Annotated in this window: 18 protein-coding genes; 11 read left to right on the top strand and 7 right to left on the bottom strand. The window is 67.4% G+C overall.

The features are described from left to right. Positions 1 to 150: 150 nt before the first annotated feature. Entirely contained in the window at positions 151 to 1,695 is a 1,545-nt protein-coding gene (locus tag QHF89_RS25055) for a CocE/NonD family hydrolase (RefSeq protein WP_136967915.1), read from the top strand. 214 nt (positions 1,696 to 1,909) lie between these two features. On the opposite strand, the gene QHF89_RS25050 is transcribed toward QHF89_RS25055, so the two are convergent. After that, a complete protein-coding gene (locus QHF89_RS25050) occupies positions 1,910 to 3,418 on the bottom strand; it encodes a S28 family serine protease (protein ID WP_284720912.1) in 1,509 nt (502 codons plus the stop codon). 705 nt (positions 3,419 to 4,123) lie between these two features. Between QHF89_RS25050 and QHF89_RS25045 the strand changes: the two genes are divergently transcribed. Both QHF89_RS25045 and QHF89_RS25040 read left to right on the top strand, forming a co-directional pair. Beyond that, positions 4,124 to 4,453 (top strand): four helix bundle protein, encoded by a 330-nt coding sequence (locus QHF89_RS25045; RefSeq protein ID WP_136967861.1) that lies wholly within the window; start codon positions 4,124 to 4,126, stop codon positions 4,451 to 4,453. 248 nt (positions 4,454 to 4,701) lie between these two features. After that, entirely contained in the window at positions 4,702 to 5,235 is a 534-nt protein-coding gene (locus QHF89_RS25040) for an RNA polymerase sigma factor (RefSeq protein WP_136967860.1), read from the top strand. A gap of 222 nt (positions 5,236 to 5,457) precedes the next feature. On the opposite strand, the gene QHF89_RS25035 is transcribed toward QHF89_RS25040, so the two are convergent. Beyond that, complete coding sequence (locus tag QHF89_RS25035) at positions 5,458 to 7,746, bottom strand: FG-GAP repeat domain-containing protein (protein WP_136967859.1); 2,289 nt, start codon at positions 7,744 to 7,746, stop codon at positions 5,458 to 5,460. A 522-nt stretch (positions 7,747 to 8,268) separates the two neighbouring features. Between QHF89_RS25035 and QHF89_RS25030 the strand changes: the two genes are divergently transcribed. The 5 genes from QHF89_RS25030 to QHF89_RS25010 all read left to right on the top strand — a co-directional run bounded on the left by QHF89_RS25030 (position 8,269) and on the right by QHF89_RS25010 (position 14,237). Beyond that, complete coding sequence (locus QHF89_RS25030) at positions 8,269 to 8,721, top strand: hypothetical protein (RefSeq protein ID WP_136967858.1); 453 nt, start codon at positions 8,269 to 8,271, stop codon at positions 8,719 to 8,721. Between the two features lie 437 nt (positions 8,722 to 9,158). After that, positions 9,159 to 9,905, top strand: a complete 747-nt coding sequence (locus QHF89_RS25025) for a hypothetical protein (protein WP_136967857.1) — start codon at positions 9,159 to 9,161, stop codon at positions 9,903 to 9,905. A gap of 51 nt (positions 9,906 to 9,956) precedes the next feature. Then, positions 9,957 to 12,299, top strand: coding sequence for a PAS domain S-box protein (locus QHF89_RS25020; protein WP_136967856.1), 2,343 nt, complete (start codon positions 9,957 to 9,959; stop codon positions 12,297 to 12,299). Then, positions 12,296 to 12,748 (top strand): response regulator, encoded by a 453-nt coding sequence (locus tag QHF89_RS25015; RefSeq protein WP_136967855.1) that lies wholly within the window; start codon positions 12,296 to 12,298, stop codon positions 12,746 to 12,748. Before QHF89_RS25020 ends, QHF89_RS25015 begins: the two co-directional genes overlap by 4 nt. A 4-nt stretch (positions 12,749 to 12,752) precedes the next feature. Continuing rightward, on the top strand, positions 12,753 to 14,237 hold the full coding sequence (locus QHF89_RS25010) for a sensor histidine kinase (RefSeq protein WP_136967854.1): 1,485 nt from the start codon (positions 12,753 to 12,755) through the stop codon (positions 14,235 to 14,237). A 22-nt stretch (positions 14,238 to 14,259) separates the two neighbouring features. On the opposite strand, the gene QHF89_RS25005 is transcribed toward QHF89_RS25010, so the two are convergent. The 4 genes from QHF89_RS25005 to QHF89_RS24990 form a co-directional block, all read right to left on the bottom strand. Next, positions 14,260 to 15,132 carry a hypothetical protein gene (locus tag QHF89_RS25005; RefSeq protein WP_136967853.1) on the bottom strand — a complete coding sequence of 291 codons (873 nt, stop codon included), beginning with the start codon at positions 15,130 to 15,132 and terminating at the stop codon, positions 14,260 to 14,262. Continuing rightward, the gene (locus QHF89_RS25000) at positions 15,129 to 15,959 is read right to left on the bottom strand and encodes a hypothetical protein (protein ID WP_136967852.1); all 831 of its coding nucleotides are present in this window, start codon (positions 15,957 to 15,959) and stop codon (positions 15,129 to 15,131) included. The genes QHF89_RS25005 and QHF89_RS25000 overlap by 4 nt, the downstream gene beginning before the upstream one ends. Before the next feature lie 84 nt (positions 15,960 to 16,043). Beyond that, positions 16,044 to 17,969 (bottom strand): redoxin domain-containing protein, encoded by a 1,926-nt coding sequence (locus QHF89_RS24995; RefSeq protein ID WP_136967851.1) that lies wholly within the window; start codon positions 17,967 to 17,969, stop codon positions 16,044 to 16,046. Positions 17,970 to 17,988: 19 nt separating this feature from the next. Continuing rightward, positions 17,989 to 18,840, bottom strand: coding sequence for a hypothetical protein (locus QHF89_RS24990; RefSeq protein ID WP_136967850.1), 852 nt, complete (start codon positions 18,838 to 18,840; stop codon positions 17,989 to 17,991). A 92-nt stretch (positions 18,841 to 18,932) separates the two neighbouring features. Here QHF89_RS24990 and QHF89_RS24985 point away from each other — a divergent pair, with 92 nt between their 5' ends. Beyond that, entirely contained in the window at positions 18,933 to 19,526 is a 594-nt protein-coding gene (locus QHF89_RS24985) for a GNAT family N-acetyltransferase (protein ID WP_136967849.1), read from the top strand. Here the strand turns inward: QHF89_RS24985 and QHF89_RS24980 are convergent. Continuing rightward, a complete protein-coding gene (locus QHF89_RS24980) occupies positions 19,518 to 19,979 on the bottom strand; it encodes a hypothetical protein (protein WP_136967848.1) in 462 nt (153 codons plus the stop codon). The two genes, QHF89_RS24985 and QHF89_RS24980, sit on opposite strands and share 9 nt — an antisense overlap. 151 nt (positions 19,980 to 20,130) lie before the next feature. Here QHF89_RS24980 and QHF89_RS24975 point away from each other — a divergent pair, with 151 nt between their 5' ends. Beyond that, positions 20,131 to 21,396: a PucR family transcriptional regulator gene (locus tag QHF89_RS24975; protein WP_136967847.1), complete on the top strand. Its 1,266-nt coding sequence runs from the start codon at positions 20,131 to 20,133 to the stop codon at positions 21,394 to 21,396. 580 nt (positions 21,397 to 21,976) lie between these two features. After that, complete coding sequence (locus QHF89_RS24970; RefSeq protein WP_136967846.1) at positions 21,977 to 22,681, top strand: hypothetical protein; 705 nt, start codon at positions 21,977 to 21,979, stop codon at positions 22,679 to 22,681. Position 22,682 lies beyond the last annotated feature (1 nt).

Genomic DNA, 22,682 nt, shown 5'->3' with positions numbered 1-22,682 from the left:
GCCATGGCCTTGCGTTCTCCCCGTCCCTGCGTCTCCATGAGAGACGTGAACGACCTCAAGACACTCCCGAGCCACCTCCTCGAATGGCTCCTCGACCTGCCGCCCGCCGAGACGCGCGACATCGTCGTGGAGCGTGATCTCCGGGTGCCCATGCCCGACGGCACGGTCCTCCTCGCCGATCGGCATGCTCCGCGCGACGATAAAAAACGCCCGCTCATCCTCGTCCGCTCCCCCTATGGGCGCACGGGCCCTCTCGGCGTGATGCTCGGCCGGCCCTTCGCCGAGCGCGGCTTCTCGGTCCTGGTCCAGAGCTGCCGCGGCACCTTCGGCTCCGGCGGCGTGCTCGACCCCTTCCGCACCGAAAAGGACGACGGCCTCGCCACCCTCGCCTGGCTGAAAGAGCAGCCCTGGTTCTCGGGCGAGATCGCCACCTTCGGACCGAGCTACCTCGGCTTCGTGCAATGGGCGATCGCCCGCGACGCGGGCTCCATGCTCAAGGCCATGTCGCCCCAGATCACGCTCTCCAATTTCCGCGACTTCAAATATCCCGGCGAGACTTTCTCGCTGGATGCCATGCTCCGCTGGACACACCTCGTCCATATCCAGGAAAAACCCCTCCACGAGCATCTTCTTGCCCGGTTCGCCGCGCGCCGCTCGTTCAAACGAGCCTTCGCGCACCTGCCGCTCGCCGATGCGGATCGGGTGGTCCTCGGTCATCGGGTCGGTTTTTTCCAGGACTGGCTCGAGCACAACGCCCCGGGCGATCCGTGGTGGACGCCGGCGAACCATAGCGCCGCCGTGGCCGAGGTGACCGCGCCCGCGCTTTTCATCGGCGGCTTCTACGATGTCTTCCTGCCCTGGCAGCTCCGGGATTACGCCGCGCTCGTCGCGGCGGGCCAGACGCCGTACCTCACCATCGGCCCCTGGTCCCATACGTCGAGGCCCCTCTTCAAGGAGAGCATTCGCGAGTCGCTCGCCTGGTTCCGCGCGCACATGCTCGGCGATCGCAGCCGCTTGCGCGAAGCGCCCGTGCGCATTTACGTGATGGGCGCAGACGAATGGCGTGAATACCCGAGCTGGCCCCCGCCCGGCGTCCGCACCGAGCGTTATCATCTCCAGCCGAACCGCGGCCTCGCCCCGAATCCCCCCGCGGTCTCGTCGCCCGACCATTACCGCTACGATCCCGCCGACCCCACCCCGTCCGTGGGCGGCGCCCTGCTCAATGAAGAGAGCGGACCCCAGGACAACCGCGCCCTCGAAGCGCGGCGCGACGTATTGACCTACACGACCCCCCCGCTCGACCGCCACATCGAGGTGATCGGCCCCGTATCAGCCGAGCTCTTCGTGCAATCGAGCCTCGCGCACACCGATTTCTTCGTCCGCCTTTGCGACGTCGATCCTTCCGGCCGATCCGTGAATCTCTGCGACGGCATCCTGCGCCTCATCCCCGGCCGTCCCGCGCCGAGGCCCGACGGGACGCTGGCGATCACCGTCGAACTCTGGCCCACCGCGCACCGCTTCCGCCGCGGCCACCGCATTCGCCTGCAGGTCTCGAGCGGCGCGCACCCGCGCTTCGCCCGCAATCCCGGCAGCGACGAGCCGCTCGCCACCGCGACGCAGCTCGTCCCCGCGGACCAGACGGTGCATCACGATCCAGCGCGCCCCTCGGCGATCGTACTCTCGGTGCTCGGCTGATGTTGGCGGCTCACGGGGGCAGGTGACCCGTACAGAACCACGCGCCGCCTGGTGCGGCGGAGCGGATTGCGTACAGGTCGCCGCGTCAGGCGCCGTCTGGCACACCCGCGCGTACAGGAGAGATCGTCGGCGGCGTGTGCGGCATTCGCAGGGAAGGAATGAGCGGGGGCGGGAGCGGGGGCGGGAGTTTCAGAACGAGCTGGCAAGCGCGGGATCAGCGCATCCGGCGCCGGCTTTGGGACGGCATCCAGCGGGGCGTCGACGGGTACGCCGCCAGCGCGTGCGCATTCTGGACCGGGGTGACGCCCGTCCAGGCTTCCAGCGCGGCGAGCGCCGCCTCCAGGTCGGCCTGCGGCAGCCCGCCGATGGACGCGCTGTGGTTCCCCGCCGGCTCGAAGAAGCGGTACGAGTCCTGCGCGCCCCCGAGATCGAAGGCGGCGGCGGTGTACGGATCGTTCTCGCCGTAGATGAACATCATCCGCTCGCCCTCGGTGGTGAGCCACGCAGAGACGTCCTGCATCGCCTGGGGGTCCAGGATCGGGTTCTTGCCGGGTCCGGGCAGCGTGTACGAGGCGGCCACGTCAAAGCCAGGGTAGAGGAGCAAATCAGCGACGTTCACCTCGGCGTAGCCCGGATAGCCGAGCTGCACCGCCGCCTGCCAATAGTACGGCTCGTAGGCGAGGGTGGCCTCGTCGGACCATAACGAGGGGCCGCAGACCAGGTCGAAGAACGACCACACCTCGTCGTCGCTCGCCGAGGTGGGCGGGATCTCGGCGCAGTGGCTTTCGTCGCCGTACTGCCAGAAGCTGAAGATGAACTCGATCACCGCGGTTTCCAGGGCCTGATCCTCGCCGAGCAGCTCATAGGTGAGGCCGGCGTCCGCGGCCTGGGTCTGCATGCGCGCCAGCATCTCCGGCCGGCGCAGCAGCACCTCGCGCTGGAAGTCGAGGAGGGCCTGCTGGCAGGCCGCGTCGCCTCGCTGGGCCACGAAGTCGAGGTAGCGCGGGTCGGCGTCGCCGAAGTTGTGCGGGGCGACGTAAGCGACGGTGCCGTTCACGTCGTCGGGATAGAAGCGGCGGTGATAGACGGACGTCATCCCGCCCTTGCTTCCGCCGGTGGAGATCCACTTACCCTCGTAGAGCGGCCGGATCACCTCGACAATGTGGTGCAGGTCCGCGGCGGCCTGCTTGATGGTGAGTTGCGACCAGTCCGCGGGCTCCGGGCGGGAGGGGGTGAAGAAGCGGTGCTCGACACGGACCTGGTTGGCGGCGAGCAGCTCGGCGGGCTCGTCGAGCCACTGGTACTCCGGATAGAGGTTGTAGCCCTGGGTGGCGAGCACCACGGGCGCGGCCGGGTCGCGGTGATGCAGGACGAGGCGCTGCTCGAAGCGCGCGCCGGAGGGAGCGTCGTGATCCGCGGGCTGGTCAATCGTGAGCACGAAATAGCGGTAGCCAGGGATCTCGGTCTCCTCCTCCGTGACCGTGAGGCCCTCGATGTCCTGGAGCTTCTCGAAGATATCAGCCGACATCGCGCCGCCGGAGCCGCCGGTGCCGCCCGCACCGCCGGTGCCGCCGGTGCCGCCGGTGCCGCCCGCACCGCCGGTGCCGCCGGTGCCGCCGGTGCCGCCGGTGCCGGAATCGGGGTGGGTGTCGTCGCCGCCGCAGGCGACGAGCGACAGGGAGGCCAGGGTAATGGTGAGCAGCGGAAGAAGCAGAGTGCGCATGGCGGGGAGCCATGGCAGCGGGCGTGCCAACCCCAAATGGGCGCCGTGGCGCGAGGATTCGTGGCCTTGCTCTCTGCAACGCGCGTGCTTCCGGCTGCTGCGTGGTGGTTGCACCGGTTGCACCCCCTGTTGCACCCGTTGCACCCGTTGCATCCTGCTCGCACCCCTATTTCTTGAATGTCTCCGGCTCGATCCCGTACCGCTTCATCCAGCGCTTCACCTGCATTTTGGCCTGACACGCTGAGGCCCGCGACGAGCTCGATCCCATACTCCAAGCGGAGCGGCGCGCGTGTGTTTCGGAGCGTCGAGGGCGTTGCGGAGGCGGGAGCGGGAGCGGGGGCGGGGGCGGAGGCGGGAGCGGGGGCGGGAACGCAAACGCAAACGCAAGCGCAAGCGCAAACGCAAACGCAAACGCAAACGCAAACGCAAACGCAAACGCAAACGCAAACGCAAACGCAAACGCAAACGCAAACGCAAGCGCAAGCGCAAGCGCACGTGCGAGGGGGGACGGGATGCAGGGGATCCCGCTCGGGGACGGCGAGCTTACCGTCGTGCTCGGCCTCTTCAAGGCCAAGCCGTGCTCATCGTCCTCGCGCTTCGCGCTCCGGGCGACTCCGCGCGGTGCTGCGCAGCCTTGAAGAGGCCTCCGCGCGACGGTGCGGGACGAGGGTCCCGGCGAATGGGTCGTCGGACGGAGGGTTCGTTATGCTCAAGATTTATGATGTCGTTTTGGTGATGGCAGGGGACGCGGCAGGGATTGCGGATCGGATTGAGCGGAAGGATAGAGACCTGGCTCGGCAGATGAGGCGGGCCGTGCAGAGCGTGGCGCTGAACGTGGCCGAAGGCATGGGTTGCCTCGCCGGGCACAAACGGCAGCGCTATTCCACAGCCCTCGGATCGGCGCGAGAGGTGATGGCCTGCGTCCAAGTCGCCCAGGCCATGCGCTACATCGAAAGCCCCCATCCCGACGTGCTGGACCGCATGAACCACATCATCGCCACCCTCGCCCGCCTCGTCTACCGCCGCGCTTCGTAAGAAGAAACCTCCCTCGCCCCTCTCCCGGAACGGGAGAGGGGTTGGGGGTGAGGCAGGATCAAGGCCCCCATTCCAACACCCCTCGCACCATTCCCGGCGGATCGTGGCATCTCCGGCGACGAACCAATCCCCACTTTCGCCGTTGAGTTTTCTTCTGGTTCGTGGGACAAACAAGCGACGCCGACCGGAGCTACCCACACCGGCCGGCGTCTGACCCACAACCCCGTCGTACCCGGAGCCATGAGCTAATGGTCACGATACCCGTCCATTCTCCGCCGGCAAACTTTTCGGCGTCGCACGCCTTGCTCGGCCGTCTTTACCTCGAACACCACGCTTTCCTGCGCCGCCTTCTTCTTGGCCAGGCGGTCCCTCCCCGCGACGTGGAGGATGTCCTCCAAGATATTTTCTTCACGGTCTGGCGTCGCCTCTCGTGCCTGGTCACGCCGGAGCAGGCCCGTCCGTGGCTCTTGGTGATCGGGCTCAACCATGCCCGCAATTACCGAAAGCGCCTCCGCTACGAGCGTGAGGTCCTCGTTGGTTTCGCGGAGGATCTCCCCGAGCAGGAGGACGGGACGTCGCCGGACACGCTCTTGCAGGCGACGTACGGCATGTTCCGACTCAAGCGATTCCTGGCGAAGCTCGGCTCCCGCCTCCGCGCCGCGGTGCTGCCGTACCTGGAAGGCCAATCGATTCCGGAGATCGCCGCCTCGCTCGGCATCAACGCGAAAACCGTCTACAGCCGCCTGCACCTCGCCCGGAAGCACCTGAAGACGCTCGCGTGAGTCCCGCTTGCGTTTGCGTTTGCGCTTGCGCTTGCGCTTGCGCTTGCGCTTGCGTTTGCGTTTGCGTTTGCGCTTCCGCTCGCGCTCGCGCTTCCGCTCCCGCCCCCGCTCCCGCCCCCGCTCCCGCCCCCGCTCCCGCCCCCGCTCCCGCCCCCGCTCCCGCCTCCGCTCGGGCGGCGCGGGCCCCCGCTTGGGGGCCCGCCTTCCTGGCCAGGATGAAGCTCAGGGCTCCATGCGCAAGCTCGCCACGCTCAACGTGCCATCGGTCTCGTTGCAGATGATGTCTGCCCCGTACTGGTTGTCGGTATCGCCGAAAAAGACGTGCTTGACCGACGAGCCGCTGCACCACCCATCGAGCTCCCCGCGCCACTCGATCGCCGCGAAGTGTCCGCTCGCGTCGACGAGATCGACTTCCATCTTGCCCGTCGATTGGTTTCGGCAGATCAGATCGTCACGACCGTCACGATTGATGTCGGCGACATGCAAGGAGGCGCTGGAACCCAGGCAGAAGTCGAGGTCTTGTACCCAGTTGCTCCCCTGGAACAGCGCAGTCGAGGTGTTCGCATAGTCGATGAGCATCTCGCCGTCGTTCTGGTTACAGAGGAGGTCGTCCTTATCATCGTCGTTGAACTTGCCGATGTAGAGACGCTCGCTCGATGAAACGCAGAAGTTCCGATCGACTTGCGTCCACTCGTTCCCGTCGACGTTGAACTCTCCGTCGGCGTCGGCAAAGTCGACGATCATGTCGCCGTCGTCCTGGTTGCACAGCAGATCGTCGTGATAATCGCCATTGAAGTCGCCGATGTAGAGGCGCTTGCCCGAACCCACGCAGAAGTTCCGGCCCGAGGAAATCCAGTTGCTCCCCTCGAACACTCCAGCTCCTTCGCTGTAGTCGATCAGCATGTCGCCGTCGTCTTGGTTGCACAGCAGATCGTCGCTGCCATCTCCGTTGAAGTCGCCGACGTACAGGTGCTCCCACGACTGAATGCAGAAATTACGAGCCGTTTTGATCCAATCGGATCCATTGAAGGTTCCATTGGTCTCCGCTCGGTTGATGAGCATGTCCCCGTCGTCGAGTTGATTGCAGAGCAGGTCCGAGCGGCCGTCGTTGTTGAAGTCTCCTACGTAGAGACGCTCCGTGCTGGCCTTGCAGTAGTTCGCCGTGCTGGACCAGATGGAGCGGACGAGGCCGAGGCGGGAGCGACCAGCGATGAGAGCGCCCCCGAACAGGCCCGGAAAGATGCTGGACGTAAACACGGTCGGAAGCGTGCTGACGCGGTTCGTGAAACTCGACGTCACGGGCGGCTCCTTGTTGAGGAACGACCATAGGACATCGGCCTGCGATGCAGAGATGTGCCGCGGACAGGATACACCTCGAGGCGGATAGTCCATGACGTTGACGCTTACGATGAGGCCCGGCAGGGACGTGCGTACAATGGCATCGATTCGCGAATCCCCGGGATAGTACGTATTTCCGCCGAGTGTACAGCTGATGTTGCAGGTGCCGTCGGTTGCGTACGAACACGAATTGGCGATCAACTGGAGATTCGGTTCGTGGTCGTCCGCCTCGCTCGGGCTCGTGAAAAACTTGGGCGTCAGCAAGTCGTTGTACCACACCTCATCGTAACGCTTGCTCAACTTCATGGTGTACCCCGTGTCAGGGTCCAAACCGCTGCCCACCAGGAACGTATGCTCGAGCCCCACGTAGTGCCCCAATTCATGGGCAAGAACATTGGTGCCATTGTCGAGGTCAGCCCGAGCCAAATTCACGACTTTGCCTTCCGACGGAAAATCACCTGAGGTGCCGCCGGCGCTAATGATGACGATGACCTCGTCACTCGGCGCGAACGTCGCAGCGACGGCCTTCCACCAATCACTGCCCCCGGATACGCCAGTCTTGACGACAGCATCCGCCCAGGCATTCGCGGGTATCAGCGGGAACCCATCCACGCCGGAGAACGCATTCGTCACCTCGAGCTTTGCCTGACCCCAGGTCAGGGAACCCGGCGTCTTCGTGCACCAAAAGGTTGGCGCCTCTATCGTGGTGAAGGAGCGCTTCTTGAACGTCACCCCCGCGGCAGCGTAAATCTCATTCACGGTCTGGAGTCGCTCCTCGAGCTCATCTTCGGCATCGGGCCACGCCGTACTCCCAATGCAAACGGCTGGCATTCCAGTTCCAACGGGGCATTCCCAGTCCGGCGGCGGCGGAGTCGGCGAAGTCGGCGGCGTCAGCGTGCGGCTGGAACAAGACGTATCCGCCACACCGGGCATGGGCGATGCTCCGCAAGCTGCGCGTGGCGATGGACGGTTGACACAATTTGTATCCACCAGGTGGACAGCGCGAATCGGAATCGTCCTCTTGTCGAGTGGCGCCACCATCAATGCCTGCTGGGCCACACCCGTCTGCACACCGTCGTCCACCATCAGCTCAGGCGACGCATCCCTTCGATCCAGATCACCACATCCGCACAACATCGCCAGAAGCGATGCCACCACGTATCGTCCGGTCATCACGAACTCCTCGACACGGTCACACCAGCCGTGCTCCTAAAGAGGGCCGGTTGCTACCGCAGGACTTCGTTGTGATCAACCGGAAGTATGAAGCCAAACAACGTTTCTGCGCCAGTGGAAATTCACATCGAACCAGATCGCGCGCGCCCTCAGGACTCGACAAGTCGCGACGGGATGGGGCACAGCCGCTCATGTCCAGAGAGCAAGAGGGGAGCACGGAATCCGCATCGTCCAGGGTGGTAACTGCGGGCGGCAGTCCAAGGAGGGGGTCGACAGGGAACTGCAAAGAGAGAAGGGCGCTTCGCGCCTCGAAGGTGTCGGCTTTCCTGGACGCCTCCCCGTCCCGAGGCAAACGCTCCGACGCCGACCATTCCACGGCAATCGTCGGGCGCATGCAGCCGCTCGCTGCACGCGGGCAGATGCGAGCGGCGTGGCGCCAGGTCCTCGGCGAACCGCCCACCATTCCCCACTCGCTCACGAGGCCATGGTGGACCGACCCTGCCTGCGAAGGTCGATGCCTTCGTGGCCTCCTATGACGCAGCCGCGAAATACGAAAACACCTGGCGGCGGGAAATGCGCGAAGGCAAAGGCGCGGTCGCCGCCCTGCTCCACCATACTCAGAGCTGGCTGCCCCTGCTCACGCGCGATATCCCGGGGTTCGACCCTTCGACCTTCGGCGACAAGCCCGATGTGCCCGATGACGTGATCGAGGACGGGAGCCGGCTCGCCGAGGTGCTGGAGGAGGCGACCACGGAAGAAGGCAAGCCGCTCGCCTACAAATTCGTGGCGCTCGAAGCGCTGCATCCCTCCCTCGCATCGGCGAACAAAGAATGGTCGGAGGCGGAAGCCGCGGACGCGACCTACCAGAAGCTCCTCAAGGAGAGCCGCGCCACCGGCGCCGTGCTCGATAAAGAGATTCAGACGTTCCGCCGGAGCCTCGCGCATGCCGTGGGGCGAAACGACAAGGATTTTTAGAAATTGCGCGTCGAGCGTGCGTCGCAGAAGGACGACGAGGATGACGCGGCGGCGCCCTCGCCGCCCGCGCCCGTCACGCCTGCGGCCCAGGGCGCGGCGCTTCCGACGGGCGAGTAGGCTGCGGGGCCGTCGGGAGGGACGTCCGGAAACCGGTGCGCGGGGTCCGGGCGTCGGTGCGCGGGGTCCTTCGATCGGTCGGCGGGCTCCTTCGCTCGGGGAGGCGGGGGCCTTTGCGTCGGGGTGGACGTTGCGGAGGAAGGTCGGCGCGGGCGGTTCGTGAGGGAGGCGCGCCGCAGGCCGAGGGACACGACGCACTCGTGACCGAGCAGCGGGGTGCGTCGTGGCGAGCGTGGGGCGCTTCGCGAGGGCGCCGAGCCGAAAGCTCCCCGGCCACGGCGACTTCACGCGTTGACGCGAGTTTGGAGTAGGGTGCGCCCATGTGGCGCCTCTTCGCGAGCCTCGTCCTCGCCCTCTTCGTCACCTTCCCGCTCTGCTTCGCCGCCATCGGCCTCGCCGTCGAGTACGCGGCCGGCAGGTTGGTCGTCGACGATACCGCACTACCGACGTGCATCGGCCTGGCCGTGTTCATCGCCCTCTCGTCCTTCGGCGCGCTCCGCCTCTTCCAGGCCTGGCGCCGGACCCGCCCGCAGCGCAGCGAGACCACCGAGACCCGCGGCTTCCTCGAGCGTTATGCCCTCGCCAACCCCGGCCTCTTCGAGAGCGCCTTCAGCTTCAATGGCTTCGGCCTGCGCTACCTCGACCCGCACCACCACGGCCACGGCGGCGTCCTGATGATGACCCTTTGGCTGACCATCGCCTTCCTGCCGGTCGCGCCGGTCCGTCGCGAGCGCCTGCGCTTCCTCGGCCCCGAGAAGCAGCGCGGCCTGCCCTTCGTCGTCACCTGGCAGACCACCCCGCTCCAGACCGTCGAGCGCCTCCCCGTCGACCGCCCGCGCAACCGCCGCGTCTACGGCTTCTACTATGGCCTCTTCCTGCCGCTCCTCGTCGCCCCGCCCGTCATCGGCTTCGTGACGCTGGTGCAGCGCGACTTCCACGTCGCGGCCTGGCAGTTCTTTACCGCGGTCGCGCTCTACTTCGTCTGGGGCATCGGCCTCGTCTTCGTCGAGCGCCGCGTCATGGGCACGCCCGACGCCCGGCGGCCGAGCCGAATCGACGGTGAATGACGTCGCGATGCTCTACCGAGCGCTTCACGCAGGGCTACGTACAGCTATGAAATGTGGTACGACGCCCGAACGAGCGCGCCGGTCTGGTCGCCCCCCGCGACGACGAGCGCGAGCCCCAAGCCGCCCCCGGAGCGGACGGGGAAACGCCTCTTTGCACGGTATGGCGTAGCCGTCGCGGCCGTCGCCGTGGTGACGGCGATTCGGCTCGCGCTCGATCCCGTGCTCGGGGAGCAGTCTCCCTTCCTGCTCTTCACCCTGGCCGTCATGGCCGCGGCCTGGTACGGCGGGCTGCGGGCGGCGCTCTTCGCCGTGGTCTTGGCCGCCCTCTCGTCCACGTTTTTCGTCCTGCACCCGAAGTTCGAATTCGTTCTCCCGAGCGTCATGGGACAGGTGCAATTGGTGCTCTTTCTATGCACCGGCGTGGGTCTGAGTTACTTGACGGATTCGCTCCACCGCGCGCGCATCCGCGCCGAGGTCGCAGAACAAAAGGCGCAGTCGAGCGAGGAATGGCTGCGGGTCACGCTCCGGAGCATCGGCGACGGGGTCATCGCCACGGACGAGTCGGGGCGTGTCGCATTCATGAACCCGTCCGCGGAGAAGCTCACGGGGTGGAACGCCGGAGACGCCATCGACCGGCCGCTCCGCGACGTGTTCCGCGTCGTGGGTGAGGCCGATCGAGAATCCCTGGAAGACCCGGTCACGCGGGTCTTGCGGGACGGCTCCGTGGTGGGCCTCGCCAATCATACGGTGCTCCTCGCGCGCGACGAGAAAGAATACCCCATTTCGAATTCGGGGGCCCCCATCCTGGACGATACGGGCCGGATCCGCGGGGTCGTGCTCGTGTTCCAGGACGGGACGGCCGAGCACGAGGCCGCGCGGCGGCTCGCGGCGAGCGAGGAGGAGTTCCGGGAGGCCTTCGAGCGCGCCGGGGTCGGCGAGGCCCAGGTGGAGCTGTCGACCGGGCGATTCCTGCGCGTGAACCACATGCTCAGTGAAATCACGGGGTGCACGGCGGACGAGCTCGCGCACATGACGTTCTCCGAGCTCACGCACCCGGACAACCGGGCCGCGGATTGGAGGCGATTCCAGGCGGCCGTCCGGGGGGAATGCCCCATGTTCGAGAGCGATACACGGTACGTCCGCAAGGACGGTCGGGAAATCCAGGTGCGGGTGACCGCGACCATCGTTCGCAACGCGCAGGGGGAGCCGCTGCGCGCCCTGTTCGTCTTCCAGGACGTGACGGAGCGGGCCGAGGCCGAGGAGGCGCTGCGGCAGCGAAAGGCGCTCTTGCGGGCCGTCACCGACGCCACGAGCGACCTCATTTACGCCAAAGACCTCGCCGGTCGGCTCACGCTGGCGAACCCGGCCACGCTGCGCGTCCTCGGGCGGACCGAGGAAGAAGCGATCGGGCACCGCGACACCGATTTTGCCCCGCAACCCGCGCAGGGCCGCCATATCGCCGCGCTCGATCGGCGCGTCTTCACGACCGGCCAGGAGATCCGGGAAGAGGAGGAGTTCGGGCCGCCGGGCGCGGTCCGGACCTATTCGACGATCAAGACGCCGCTCCGGAACGAAAGCGAGGCCGTGGTCGGCCTGGTCGGGGTCTCGCGCGACGTCACGGACCGAAAGCATGCGGAAGAGGAGGTGCGCCGGCTCAATGCCGAGCTCGAACAGCGGGTGGACGAACGCACCCGCGAGCTCTCCGACGCGAATGCCGAGCTCGAGGCGTTCTCCTACACGATCGCCCACGACCTCCGGGCCCCCGTGCGCAACATGCATTCCCTCGCCGACGCGCTGGTCGAGGATCATGCGGACGAGCTCTCCCCCGACGCCCGGGACTACACGCAGCGCATCGTTTCGGCCGCGGTCCGGATGGACGACCTCATCAAGGATTTGCTCGCGTACGCCCGGCTGGCGCGGGAGGCGATTCGCCTCGATCCGCTCGACTTGGATGCCGTGCTGACCGACGTTCTCGGGCAAATGCGCCCAGAGATCCGCGAGCGAGGGGCCGAGGTGCGCGTGGCGTGGCCGCTCGGCCGGGTGATCGCCCATCGGACGACGCTCGGACAGGTCGTGACGAACCTGCTCGGCAATGCCATCAAATTCGCGGAAGCGGGCAAGACGCCCGTGGCGGACGTGCGCTCCGAGGACCGCGGCGATCGCGTCCGGCTCTGGGTCGAAGACCGTGGCATCGGCGTCGAGCCCGAGCACCGAGAGCGCATCTTCCGGGTCTTCGAGCGTCTCCACGCGCAGGAGGCCTACCCGGGCACCGGCATCGGCCTTGCCATCGTTCGAAAGGGCGCCGAACGAATGGGCGGATCGTGCGGGGTCGAGGCCAATCCGGGCGGAGGGAGCCGGTTCTGGGTCGAGCTGCCGAAGCAGGAGAACGCATGAACATCGAAGACCTCGGCGTGCTCGTGGTCGAGGACGACTCGACCGACGTCCTCATGATTCGCCGCGCCTTCAAGAAAGCGCAGCTCTTGAACCCGCTCCATTTCGTGGACAACGGCGACACGGCCGTCGATTACCTCTCCGGGAGGCCGCCGTACGACGATCGCAGGGAGCACCCGCTGCCGGCGCTCATCCTGCTCGACCTGAAGCTGCCGCGGCGCTCCGGGCTGGAGGTCCTGGAATGGCTGCGGAGCCTGCCGGGGCTCCGGCGGATCCCGGTCGTCGTGCTGACGTCGTCGATGGAGAGCACCGACGTCCGCAAAGCGTACGACCTCGGGTGCAATTCGTACCTGGTCAAGCCCGTCAGCTTCGAGGGGCTGCTCGACGCGGTGAAGGCGCTCGGGGTCTACTGGCTCATCCTCAATCGGCGGCCGGACACGGAGGTCGCCTGAGCTCATGCGTTTCCTCGTCCTGGACGACAACCCGGACGACCGCCTCATGGCCATCCGGCTCCTCTCGCACGAGTTTCCGGAGCTCGAGACGGACGAGGTCTTCGATCGGGCCGGGTTCGAACGGGCGCTCGCCCGCGGCGGGTACGACGCCGTCGTGACCGATTACATGATGCAATGGACGGACGGCATTCAGGTCCTCCAGCTCGTCAAGAGCCAGTGGCCCGATTGCCCGGTCGTTCTGTTCACGGGCAGCGGGAACGAGGAGGTGGCGGTCGAGGCCATGAAGGCCGGGGCCGACGATTACGTGGCCAAGAGCCCCCACCGAATGGTCCGGCTGCCGCTCGCCGTCCGGCACGCGATCGAGCGAGCCACGGCCAAGCGACGGCTCACCCAGGTCGAGGCCGACCTCCAGCAGCTCACGGACGCGCTCGACGTCGGGGTGTTTCGCGCCACCCCCGAGGGCGAACTTCTCTCGTGCAATCCGGCGTTTTTGCGGATCCTCGGCCGGAGCACGCTGGAGGAGGCCCGGGCGGAGAGCATCGAATGCCTCCTTTCGCTGCCCGAACAGGCGGACAAGGTCCGGGAGACCGAGCGCGGGCGCGCTACCGCGAAGCGGGATCTGGAGGTGCGCCGGGCGGACGGCTCGCGGGTATGGGCGCGGGTGAGCGAACGCGTGAGGGTCGAGGATGGCCGGACGGTGGTGGACGGGCTCGTGGAGGACATCAGCGAACGCAGAGCGCTGGAAGAGGGCCTCCGGACGCGGACACTGGAACTCCAGGAAGCGGACCAGCGCAAGGACGAATTCCTCGCCATGCTCGCCCACGAGCTGCGCAATCCGCTGGCGCCGATCCTCAACGCGGCGACCATCGTACGATACAAGACGGCCTCGCTTTCGGACACGAGGGTGCGGGACGCCTGCATGATCATCGAGCGTCAGGTGATGACGTTGTCGCGGCTGGTCGACGACCTGCTCGATGTGTCACGGGTGAGCCAGGGGAAGATCATGCTCCACCCCGAGCTCATCGACCTCGGCGTGGCCGTGACGCAGGCCGTGGAAATGGTGCGTCCACTTGTGGAGGCGCGGCGGCAGAAGCTCGTCGTGCAATTGCCTCCGGCGCCGGCGCGCGTGCGCGCGGACCTCACGCGGCTGACGCAGGTCTTCGCGAACCTGCTCAACAACGCGGCGAAGTTCACCCCGCAGGGAGGGCAGATCGGCATCACCGCCACGCAAAGCGGAGAGGACGTGGTCGTGCGGATCACGGATACGGGAATGGGAATCAACGCGGCGCTCCTGCCGCGTATCTTCGATCTGTTCACGCAGGGCGACGTGTCCATCGACCGTGCGCAAGGGGGGCTCGGGGTGGGATTGACGCTCGTCAAGCAGCTCGTCGAGATGCACGGCGGGGCCGTGACGGCGGAGAGCGAGGGGGCGGGTCAAGGCAGCGCATTCACGGTCCGGCTGCCGGCGTCGAAGGTGGAGGCCCGTTGAAGGGGCTGCGCGCGCCGCTCGCTCACCAGGGCCCGAGCGCCCCCGTTCGATCCTGCACGAGCCAAGGCCAGGAGCCGCGGATCAGGGTGACGACGCGATCATCGACGATATGTCCGATGTGCCCGGCGGTGATCATCTTCGCCTCGACCCCTGCTCGTTTGAGGATCCCGAGCGCGGGCGGCGTCTCCCTTTCGCAGTTCGCCGTGGAGCAAACGAAGAGGACACGCTTGCCTCCGCCGCGCGCGAACCGGGAGGCGCGGTCGTCGGTCCACGAGCTTTGCCCCCCCTCGCCGAAGACGGCGACGGGAAAACGCGCGGGATCGTCCGCGACGATGGACACGCCGAGGTACGCGCCGCGGGAAAACCCTCCATAAATCATCGGCGCTTCGACCACGTAAGGCCCGAAGCGCGCGCGGAGCGCTTTCAGGCCCGCGTCGATTTCGCGCTTCAGGGCCTCGGCGTTCGTGAACCCATAGAGCGGCTCTGGCCCGGCGTGGTGGAGAACGCCGTGGGGGCAGAGGAGGAACGGATGTCCCTTCGTCACGCCGAGAAACTCGCCGCAGGCCCATTCCGGGCGATCACGCGACCCATGCACGCCAATCAGGACCGGCCGCGGCGACGTCGTCCCGATGGGCGCGGCGATCACGGCATCCAGGAACCCTTCGAGCGGGAGGCGCACGAGCCAATCCCCGCCGAGCGGCGGGAGCGTGGAGGCGGAAGGCAAAGGCGCGGTCGAGGCCGGCGGGGGCGGCGCCGTCGGAGGCGGGGCCGTGGGCGTCGACGAAGCATCGGGGGCTCGGTCGCACGACACGAGCAGGAGCGTAGGCGCGCCGAGCAGGACGCTTATCGCGAGGACGCGCGACCGGACGAGCATCGGGGCGCGCCGCTCGCTCACCAGGGCCCGAGCGCCCCCGTTCGATCTTGCACGAGCCAAGGCCAGGAGCCGCGGATCAGGGTGACGACGCGATCATCCACGATAGGCCCGATGTGCCCGGCAGAGATCATCTTCGCCTCGACGCCCGCCCGTTTCAGGTTCTCGAGCGCGGACTGCGTCTCCCTTTCGCAGTTCGCCGTGGAGCAAACGAAGAGGACACGCTTGCCTCCGCCGCGCGCGAACCGAGAGGCGCGGTCGTCCGTCCAGTAGCTTCCCCCGCCCTCGTCGAAGAGGGCGACGGGAAACCGCGCGGGATCGTCCGCGACGATGGACACGCCATGGATCGCGCCGATGGAAACCCCTGCATAAATCATCGGCCCTTCGGCCACCTGAGGCCCGAAGCGCGCGCGGAGCGCTTTCAGGCCCGCGTCGATTTCGAGCTTCAGGGCCTCGGCCGTCGTGAACCCGTACACCGGGTTTCCGTGCTCGGGGACGCCGTGGGGGCAAAGGAGGAACGGATGTCCCTTCGTCACGCCGAGAAACGCGCCGCAGGCCGATTCCGGGCGATCACGCAACCCATGCACGCCAATCAGAATCGGCCGCGGCGACGTCGCCCCGATGGGCGCGGCGATCACGGCATCCAAGAACCCTTCGAGCGGGAGGCGCACGAGCCCATCCCCGCCGAGCGGCGGGAGCGCGGAGGCGGAAGGCAAAGGCGCGGTCGAGGCCGCCGTAGGGGTGGCCGGGGGCGTCGACGAAACATCGGGGGCGCGGTCGCACGACACGAGAAAGAGCGTAGACGCGCCGAGCAGGACGCCTACCGCAAGGACGCGCGACAGGATGAGCATCGGGACGAGTCTAACACGCCCTCGGGCGACGATGGGGATGCGCGGCTGGGCTTCACGCCCTGACGGGGCGCGGGGGCGACAGGTTCACTCGGCGAGGAGCTCTTCGATCACCGCGGCCATCGCGTCCGGATCGTATTCGTGGCTCGCATACCGAACGGTCCCGTCCTTGCCGACGATCACGTCGACCGGGAAGGGATTGGGCCCGACGAAGTTCGTCGTCACGGCCGCGTAGGTGCTCGCGGGCTCCTCGATGCCGAGCGGGAACGAGACGACGAGGTTCTCGCAATAGGCCTGCACGTCGCCGATCTTGTCGGTCGTCTCGCGCGGGTTCAGGGCGACGATTTCGAGGCCCTTGTCCCGGTACGACTGCCAGAATCGCTCCTCCACGTCCGGGAGGTGATTGGCGCAGACCGGGCAGAACGTGGCGAAGTAGCTGAGCAGGAGCACCTTCCCGGCCGCGGCCTCCGACGTCCACGTCGTGCCGTCGAGCAAGGTGGCCGTCGTGGCGGGCAGCGGGCTGCCGAGGGTCACGCCGGGCGCATTGCCGACGAGGTAGGCCTTGCGAACCGGGGCCGCGGGGTCGTCCGAGACGATGTGCAGATACCCGACCTCCTCCTCGGCCGCCGACGCGACATACGTCACTTCGAGCGAGAGCGTCTCCCCCGGCTCGATCCGGGCCTGCTTCGGCTCGACGCTGAAGGCGTTTCCGCTGATCCAGTTGTCCACGAGCGTGAGCGGCGCCGTGCCCTGGTTCGTGACCGGAATCTGGATCGTCTTCGCGGCGCCGGCCGCGACCTTGCCGAAATCGAGGCGGGCCGCGGTCTCGGGGAGGCGAATGTTCGGGGCGAGGCGGTCCGGCTCCAGGCGGTACGAATACGGGTTTTCCCAGGCGCCGATGAAGACGTCCTGTCCGCGCGCGGCGACGCCGAACGTGCGCATCGTCGGCAGCTCGCGGTCGGCATCCTCGTAATCGAAGGGCCGCGGAATACGGACGGAGGCGACGTAGGTCGGGGTCTGTGGCTTGGTCACGTCGTAAACGCGCACGTCGTTCCATGCGGCCACGAAAATGCGACCCTCGGAGAACGCGACACGGAGCGCCGTGCCGGGCATCTCCGCCCGGCCGACCACCTTCGGGCTCGCGAGGTCTGCGATGTCGACCACGGCGACGCCCGCGGAGCCGGCCGCGACATAGGCGAAGTTGCCGTCGACGACGACGCCGCGGGCCTGGCCGCCGATCGCGACGCGGCCAAGCTCCACGGGCTTCGCCGGATCCGTGGCGTCGACCGTGGCAAACCCTCCGATGCCGTCGGCGACGAACACGTGCTTGTCGCGCGCGGCGATGCCCCACGCATTCGTGAACCCGCCGAGGCTCCCGACGCGCGTGAAGCCCTTGGCCGCGTCGTAATCGTACACGCCGAGGCCATTTTCGTGGAGGCCGACGAAGATGTGGTGATTCGCGACGTCGACGCCCTCGTAGCTGATGCCGGGCTCCTGGAGGACCGGGAGCTGCACGGGCGCCTCGGGGTCCGTGATGTCCCAGCCGCTGAGGAAGGCCGGGTTCCGGATGTTGCCGAGGTGGGTGGTGAAGACGAGCTTCTCGTCCCACGCGAGGTGCTTGCAGCCGGGCGTGCGTGTATCGCCGGGGATCGTGTGCTTGAGGCCCTCGCCCGTCAGGGTCTCCATGTCGTTCGCGTGCGTCGCGTCGATCACGTTGAACGTGTAGCTGCAATTGAGGAGCAGGTTGTCCTCGCGGATGCGCACCTCGTCGGTATGGCTACCGACCTCGGCCAGGTTCTGGAGCTGGACGAGCGGGCTCAAGTAACGGCCGGGTTCGAGCGCCGTCGGCAAGCACTCGCGTCCGACCGCCTGCGTGCCCTCGCCGCACGAGAGGCCCGGGGCCTGGGACGGCGGGTCGTCGGAGCAACCGGCGACGAGCAGGAGCGAGGACGCGCCGAGGAGCGCGGCGCCGGTGCGAGAGATCGTTCGTACCAAGGAAGGAAGTGTCATCATCGTGCCTTTCTGTGCCAGGTCACTCTTTTGATATCACGAGCCAAGTCAGCTCGGTCAAGCCCGTCTGCGGCGCCGTCGCAACGCTCGTGCCATCGGCCTCGCCCGGGACTGGCTCCGAGAAGGCGCCGTCGATCTCGCTGATCGAGCGAAACCGGACCTTCGTCCCGGCGGGCAAGTCCGACGGAGCGCGGACCGCAATGGGGGAAGCGCTCACGGCGGCAAAGGGGTGCAACGTATACACGGCGACGAGCTCCTCCCCCGCGGGCACGACCCACGGGCACGCTTGGGACGGCGGAATGCGCCGCGCGGCGACGTCGACGAGGGTGTCCCCGAGGTAAGGCGTGAGGTCGGCGACGCGCAGGGTCAACGCAATGCCGTCGCCGGCCATCAACGTCTGCGGATCCGCGGCGGCGGGCCCGAGGAGCGCGCCCTCCGGGAGGCTCGGGACGTGGAGGGAGCCCACGTCGATCAGGGAATCGTCGACGATTCGCACGGGGCAAAGCGCGGCGGACTTCCGGGGCGTGGCCGTCGGGTCCGGGAGGGTCTTTACTGCGACCTCGGCCGTGGGCTCGATCGGAAAGAAGAACCTGCCATCCGGCTCGGCGTCGCCGAAGAGGCAAATCGTCGCCATGCAGGCGAGGACCTTGCCGCCGCCGATCGGCTGATCCGCGTGGTCCTTCAGGACGCCCGCGATCCCGGGTCCCATGGGGGCCGAGCCGTCCGTGCCGGCGTCTTTTTCGGTGGGATTCGTGCCGGGAGGCGGGGTTCCGCAGCCGGCGAGGAGGACAAGGAAAGCAAAAGGGGCAATGTGGCGCATCTCTTCACCAAAGCTCCGCTCGGTCGTCGCCGCGCGGCCTTCGGAGGGTCGCATGGGCCGAATGGAGATGCAAATCCGGGGGTTCGTTGGTTTGTAGGCGACAAAGGCCGTGAGATTTGTATCCTTGTGTCGGAGCCAGGAGACCCATGGCAGACGAGACACGACATCCGCCGACGATCGACCTCCAGGGAGCACGCCTGCGCCCGCTTCGGATGTCCGACGCTGCCGCGTTCTACGCCTACCTGCGGGATCCTGCCGTTACAGAATTGACCAGCTATCCTGTCGTATCGCTACCGATGGTCGAAGCCATGATCGAGCGGTATCTGCGCCGTTGGGCGGAGGGCGAGCTGTCCAAATGGGGGATCGCCCTCCAGCACGAGGATCAGCTTGTCGGCACCTGCGGCTTCAACGAGTGGTCCAAGGTGCACCGCTGGGCGGAGCTGGCGTACGACCTGGCGCAGGCTCACTGGGGCACGGGACGGATGCGCCAAGCCGTGGATGCAGTCCTTCAGTGGACGTACCAACAGGACCAGATCGATCGCGTCCACGCCTACGTCAGGGTCGACAACAGGCGGTCGGAGCGCTTGCTCCAGCGCAGTGGATTCGTGCGTGAGGGTTGCTTGAGGAGGTATCGTATCGCTCGTGGGCAACCGCATGACTTCTACATCTACGGTTTGCTGCGCTCGGATTGGGAGGCCGCGCGCCTCGACAGCGAGCCGACGAAGCCTGCCTCAAGGTGAAACCGGGTCCGTTTCACATTCCGACACGTTGTCCACGCATCTCCCGGCGCAACATTTCCCCGCCCGAACGTCGGTCACGGGCGTGATCGGAAAGCAGTCGTTGATCTGCTCCTCCGGCGTCGTCCGATCGAAGTGCACGCAGACAGCATGTCCGAGCGTGGCCACCTCCCGGCACCATTCGGGGATCCAGGCATCCCACTCGTCCGGATCACACCATGCGTCCCACGTGCACGGGTTGCAGTCGTCGCAACCATTCCAATCATGCTCGCCCGAGCAGTCCTTGTCCCACGATTCATCGAGCGTGGGCGGCTCTCTGCGCCAGCCTTGCCCGTCCAGAGGCTCCTCGGAGGCGCAGCCGAAAACGAAGAACGCGATCACGATCGCGCGGCCGATGCGGCTCGCGGCGCCGGTGGCGGCTGCGGTGCGGCCATCGAGGCGCAGGCGGTGGGCCATGGTTCGCTCCGTCCCTTGGCGATAGGGAGTGATAGAATGCTCATCCCGGCTTGCCACGCGGTTCGCGCATGCCGGTGACGCGAAACGTGGAGAATGAGGCCGGGGACGGCAAGGTGCACGCTGCACCAAAATTCGTTAGGACTTGGGCAATATGCACCAGCGGGATGACAACCTGGGCGCGTGGCCGTGGCCGCGCCCATCGAAGCGCGTGCGCGAGTTGATCCGGCGCGGCGCCGAGAGGGCCCTGGACACGCCACACGAGTGGCTCGAGGAGCTCGACCGGGCGACGCTCTCCATCGAGAGGATGAAGGTCATCGCCGAGGACCCTGTGCTCGCGGCGGCCACGCGCAGGACGAGCCGCGCGTACTTCTTCCACTGGGCCGAGGCAAACCTAAAGGACCCGGGCGCGCCGGTCGCGCCCCACCTCGGCGCCGAGTCGCTCGGCATGGCACGGGACCTCGTGCGTCGTGGGGTGACCGAATCCGCCGTGCACGCCTATCGCACCGGGCAAAACGCGGCCTGGCTCCGGTGGATGTCGATCGGCTTCGAGTTGACCTCGGATCCGGACGAGCTACGCGAGTTGCTCGACATCTCGGCCCGGTCCATTTCATTCTTTCTCGACGCGACGATGGCGGTCCTCTCCGCCCAGATGAACGCGGAGCGCGACGAGCTGACCCGCGGCACCCACGCCGAGCGCCGCGAGGTCGTCGCGCTCCTCCTGAATGGCGCGCCGATCAGCCCCCAAATCGCTTCCCGTCGCCTCGGGTACGATCTCGACCAGACGCACCAAGCCGCCGTCCTCTGGAGCGACGAACCCGCGTCCGACCTCGGCGCCCTCGAAAGCGCGGCCGACGCCCTCGCCCGCGCCGCCGGCGCGGAGCGCCCTCTCGTCGTCGTGGCGAGCGCGGCGACCCTGTGGGTATGGGTGCCCGGAGAAGCCGAGCCAGACGTCGAGCGATTGCGCGCGGCGATAGGACCGCTGCCAGGCGTCCGTGTCGCGATCGGATCCAAGAGCCGCAAGATCGAGGGATTTCGTCGGAGCCACCTCGACGCCCTCACCACGCAGCGCATGATCGCCCGCCTGGGCTCCGATCCGCGCGTCGTCAGCTTCGACATGGTCCGGCTCGTCTCCCTGGTCACGCAGAATTCCGAGGGCGCGGACCAATTCGTCAAGCACACGCTCGGGGATCTCGAATCGGCGAGCCCCGAACTCCGGAGCGCATTGCTCACGTTCCTCGCCGAAGGCTGCAATGCCTCCCGCGCCGCGGCCCGGCTCCACACGCATCGCAATACGCTGCTCCGCCGGCTCGCCCGCGCCGAAGAGCTGCTCCCGCGCCCGCTCGAGCACAACCGCGTGGAAGTCGCCGTCGCGCTCCAGGTGCTCCGCTGGCAGAGTTCCCCGAGCGGCGCCGCGTAGAGACGAACCAGGTCCTCCACCACTGACGAGGCACGAGAGTTCCTGCGCGCGGACGGCAAGGGCATCGCCTACGCGGCCGCGGACGGGAAGGTGCACGTCCATCCATGGCCGCTTCACCCGAGCCTCGTCGCGCCGTCGTCGAAATGACGACCCGGCCCCCTCGACGCGCATCAATCTTCGCTGTTCATCGTGACCAGCGCCCCCCGACGCGCGTCAACCTTCGCTGCCTCTCATGACCAGCGCCCCCAGGACGCGCGTCGACCCACGCTGTCCATCCTGATCCGAGGCGCCTGACGCGCGTCAACCCACGCTGTCCATCGTGACCAGCGCCCCTCGGACGCGCATCAACCCACGCTGATCATCGTGATCAGCGCCCCTCGGACGCGCATCAACCTTCGCTGTCCAACGCGCTCAACGACTCCCGACGCGCATCAACCCCCGCTGACCGCGCCGATGTCGCCTTCCTGCTCCTCCCCAAGGAAACCTTCCGCCTTCCGTTCCACGAGCACCCGCTCGCGCGCCCCCCGCGCGGGTTTGACAAACATCCACCTACCGGGCCCCAAGGGCCCAGGGAAACATCATGCGCAAGTATCGCTCCAACGTCTCGTCGGCCGTTCGTCTCGAATATGGCATCGAGCTCGCCGCCGGCCTCTCGCAATTCCCGGAGACCACCGCCGCCGCGAACGAGATCCGGGCCATCAACGACGCCCTCGGCGCCCAAGAAGACAAGCGCCACGCCCTGCACGTCCCCGTCATCGAGACCCGCGCCGCGCTCCGATTCGCGAAGCTCAGCGCCGAGCGCGTCATTCGCACGTCCCTCCGCGCCGCAGAGATCGCGGACGGCGGACGGCGGGGTCGTATCTGCGCCTGCTTGTTTCCGAAAGGGCTCCGGCCGGTCGTCCTCCCCATGGGGAAACGCCAGGTCAAACCCCTGAAGGAGCTCGTCGAACGGCTGCAGAATGCACACGTCGCCGGAATCGACGCTTACCGCGCCGTCTGGACGCCGAAGCTCGACGCCGCGCTCGCGACCCTCGAAGCCACCGTCGACGCACACGTCACAGCACTCGCCGCGCACGACGAGGCCTTCCAGGTCGAGCTCGCGCTCCGCGACGCGCATCACGACGCGGTCGACAAGGTGATCGGGATCGTCCGCGCCGCCTTCCCGCGGGATCGCGACCTGCAGGACGTCCTCTTCCCGATCGTCGAGGCGAGCCGGCGGAGGGAAAATGCGTCGACCGACGAGAGCGAGCTCGAACCGACACGCGTCGCGCCCGTCCCGCGCTGAC

Source organism: Polyangium sorediatum, assembly GCF_029946465.1.
GTDB lineage: Bacteria > Myxococcota_A > Polyangia > Polyangiales > Polyangiaceae > Polyangium > Polyangium fumosum.
Note: the sequence above shows the minus strand (reverse complement) of the source record. Positions and strands in the feature narration are given on the sequence as shown.

Coding starts and splice junctions, on each gene's coding strand:
- QHF89_RS25055 (WP_136967915.1), top strand. CDS start 151: ATGCCCGACGGCACGGTCCTCCTCGCCGATCGGCATGCTCCGCGCGAC.
- QHF89_RS25050 (WP_284720912.1), bottom strand. CDS start 3,418: ATGCGCACTCTGCTTCTTCCGCTGCTCACCATTACCCTGGCCTCCCTG.
- QHF89_RS25045 (WP_136967861.1), top strand. CDS start 4,124: ATGCTCAAGATTTATGATGTCGTTTTGGTGATGGCAGGGGACGCGGCA.
- QHF89_RS25040 (WP_136967860.1), top strand. CDS start 4,702: ATGGTCACGATACCCGTCCATTCTCCGCCGGCAAACTTTTCGGCGTCG.
- QHF89_RS25035 (WP_136967859.1), bottom strand. CDS start 7,746: ATGACCGGACGATACGTGGTGGCATCGCTTCTGGCGATGTTGTGCGGA.
- QHF89_RS25025 (WP_136967857.1), top strand. CDS start 9,159: ATGTGGCGCCTCTTCGCGAGCCTCGTCCTCGCCCTCTTCGTCACCTTC.
- QHF89_RS25020 (WP_136967856.1), top strand. CDS start 9,957: ATGTGGTACGACGCCCGAACGAGCGCGCCGGTCTGGTCGCCCCCCGCG.
- QHF89_RS25015 (WP_136967855.1), top strand. CDS start 12,296: ATGAACATCGAAGACCTCGGCGTGCTCGTGGTCGAGGACGACTCGACC.
- QHF89_RS25010 (WP_136967854.1), top strand. CDS start 12,753: ATGCGTTTCCTCGTCCTGGACGACAACCCGGACGACCGCCTCATGGCC.
- QHF89_RS25000 (WP_136967852.1), bottom strand. CDS start 15,959: ATGCTCATCCTGTCGCGCGTCCTTGCGGTAGGCGTCCTGCTCGGCGCG.
- QHF89_RS24995 (WP_136967851.1), bottom strand. CDS start 17,969: ATGATGACACTTCCTTCCTTGGTACGAACGATCTCTCGCACCGGCGCC.
- QHF89_RS24990 (WP_136967850.1), bottom strand. CDS start 18,840: ATGCGACCCTCCGAAGGCCGCGCGGCGACGACCGAGCGGAGCTTTGGT.
- QHF89_RS24985 (WP_136967849.1), top strand. CDS start 18,933: ATGGCAGACGAGACACGACATCCGCCGACGATCGACCTCCAGGGAGCA.
- QHF89_RS24980 (WP_136967848.1), bottom strand. CDS start 19,979: ATGGCCCACCGCCTGCGCCTCGATGGCCGCACCGCAGCCGCCACCGGC.
- QHF89_RS24975 (WP_136967847.1), top strand. CDS start 20,131: ATGCACCAGCGGGATGACAACCTGGGCGCGTGGCCGTGGCCGCGCCCA.
- QHF89_RS24970 (WP_136967846.1), top strand. CDS start 21,977: ATGCGCAAGTATCGCTCCAACGTCTCGTCGGCCGTTCGTCTCGAATAT.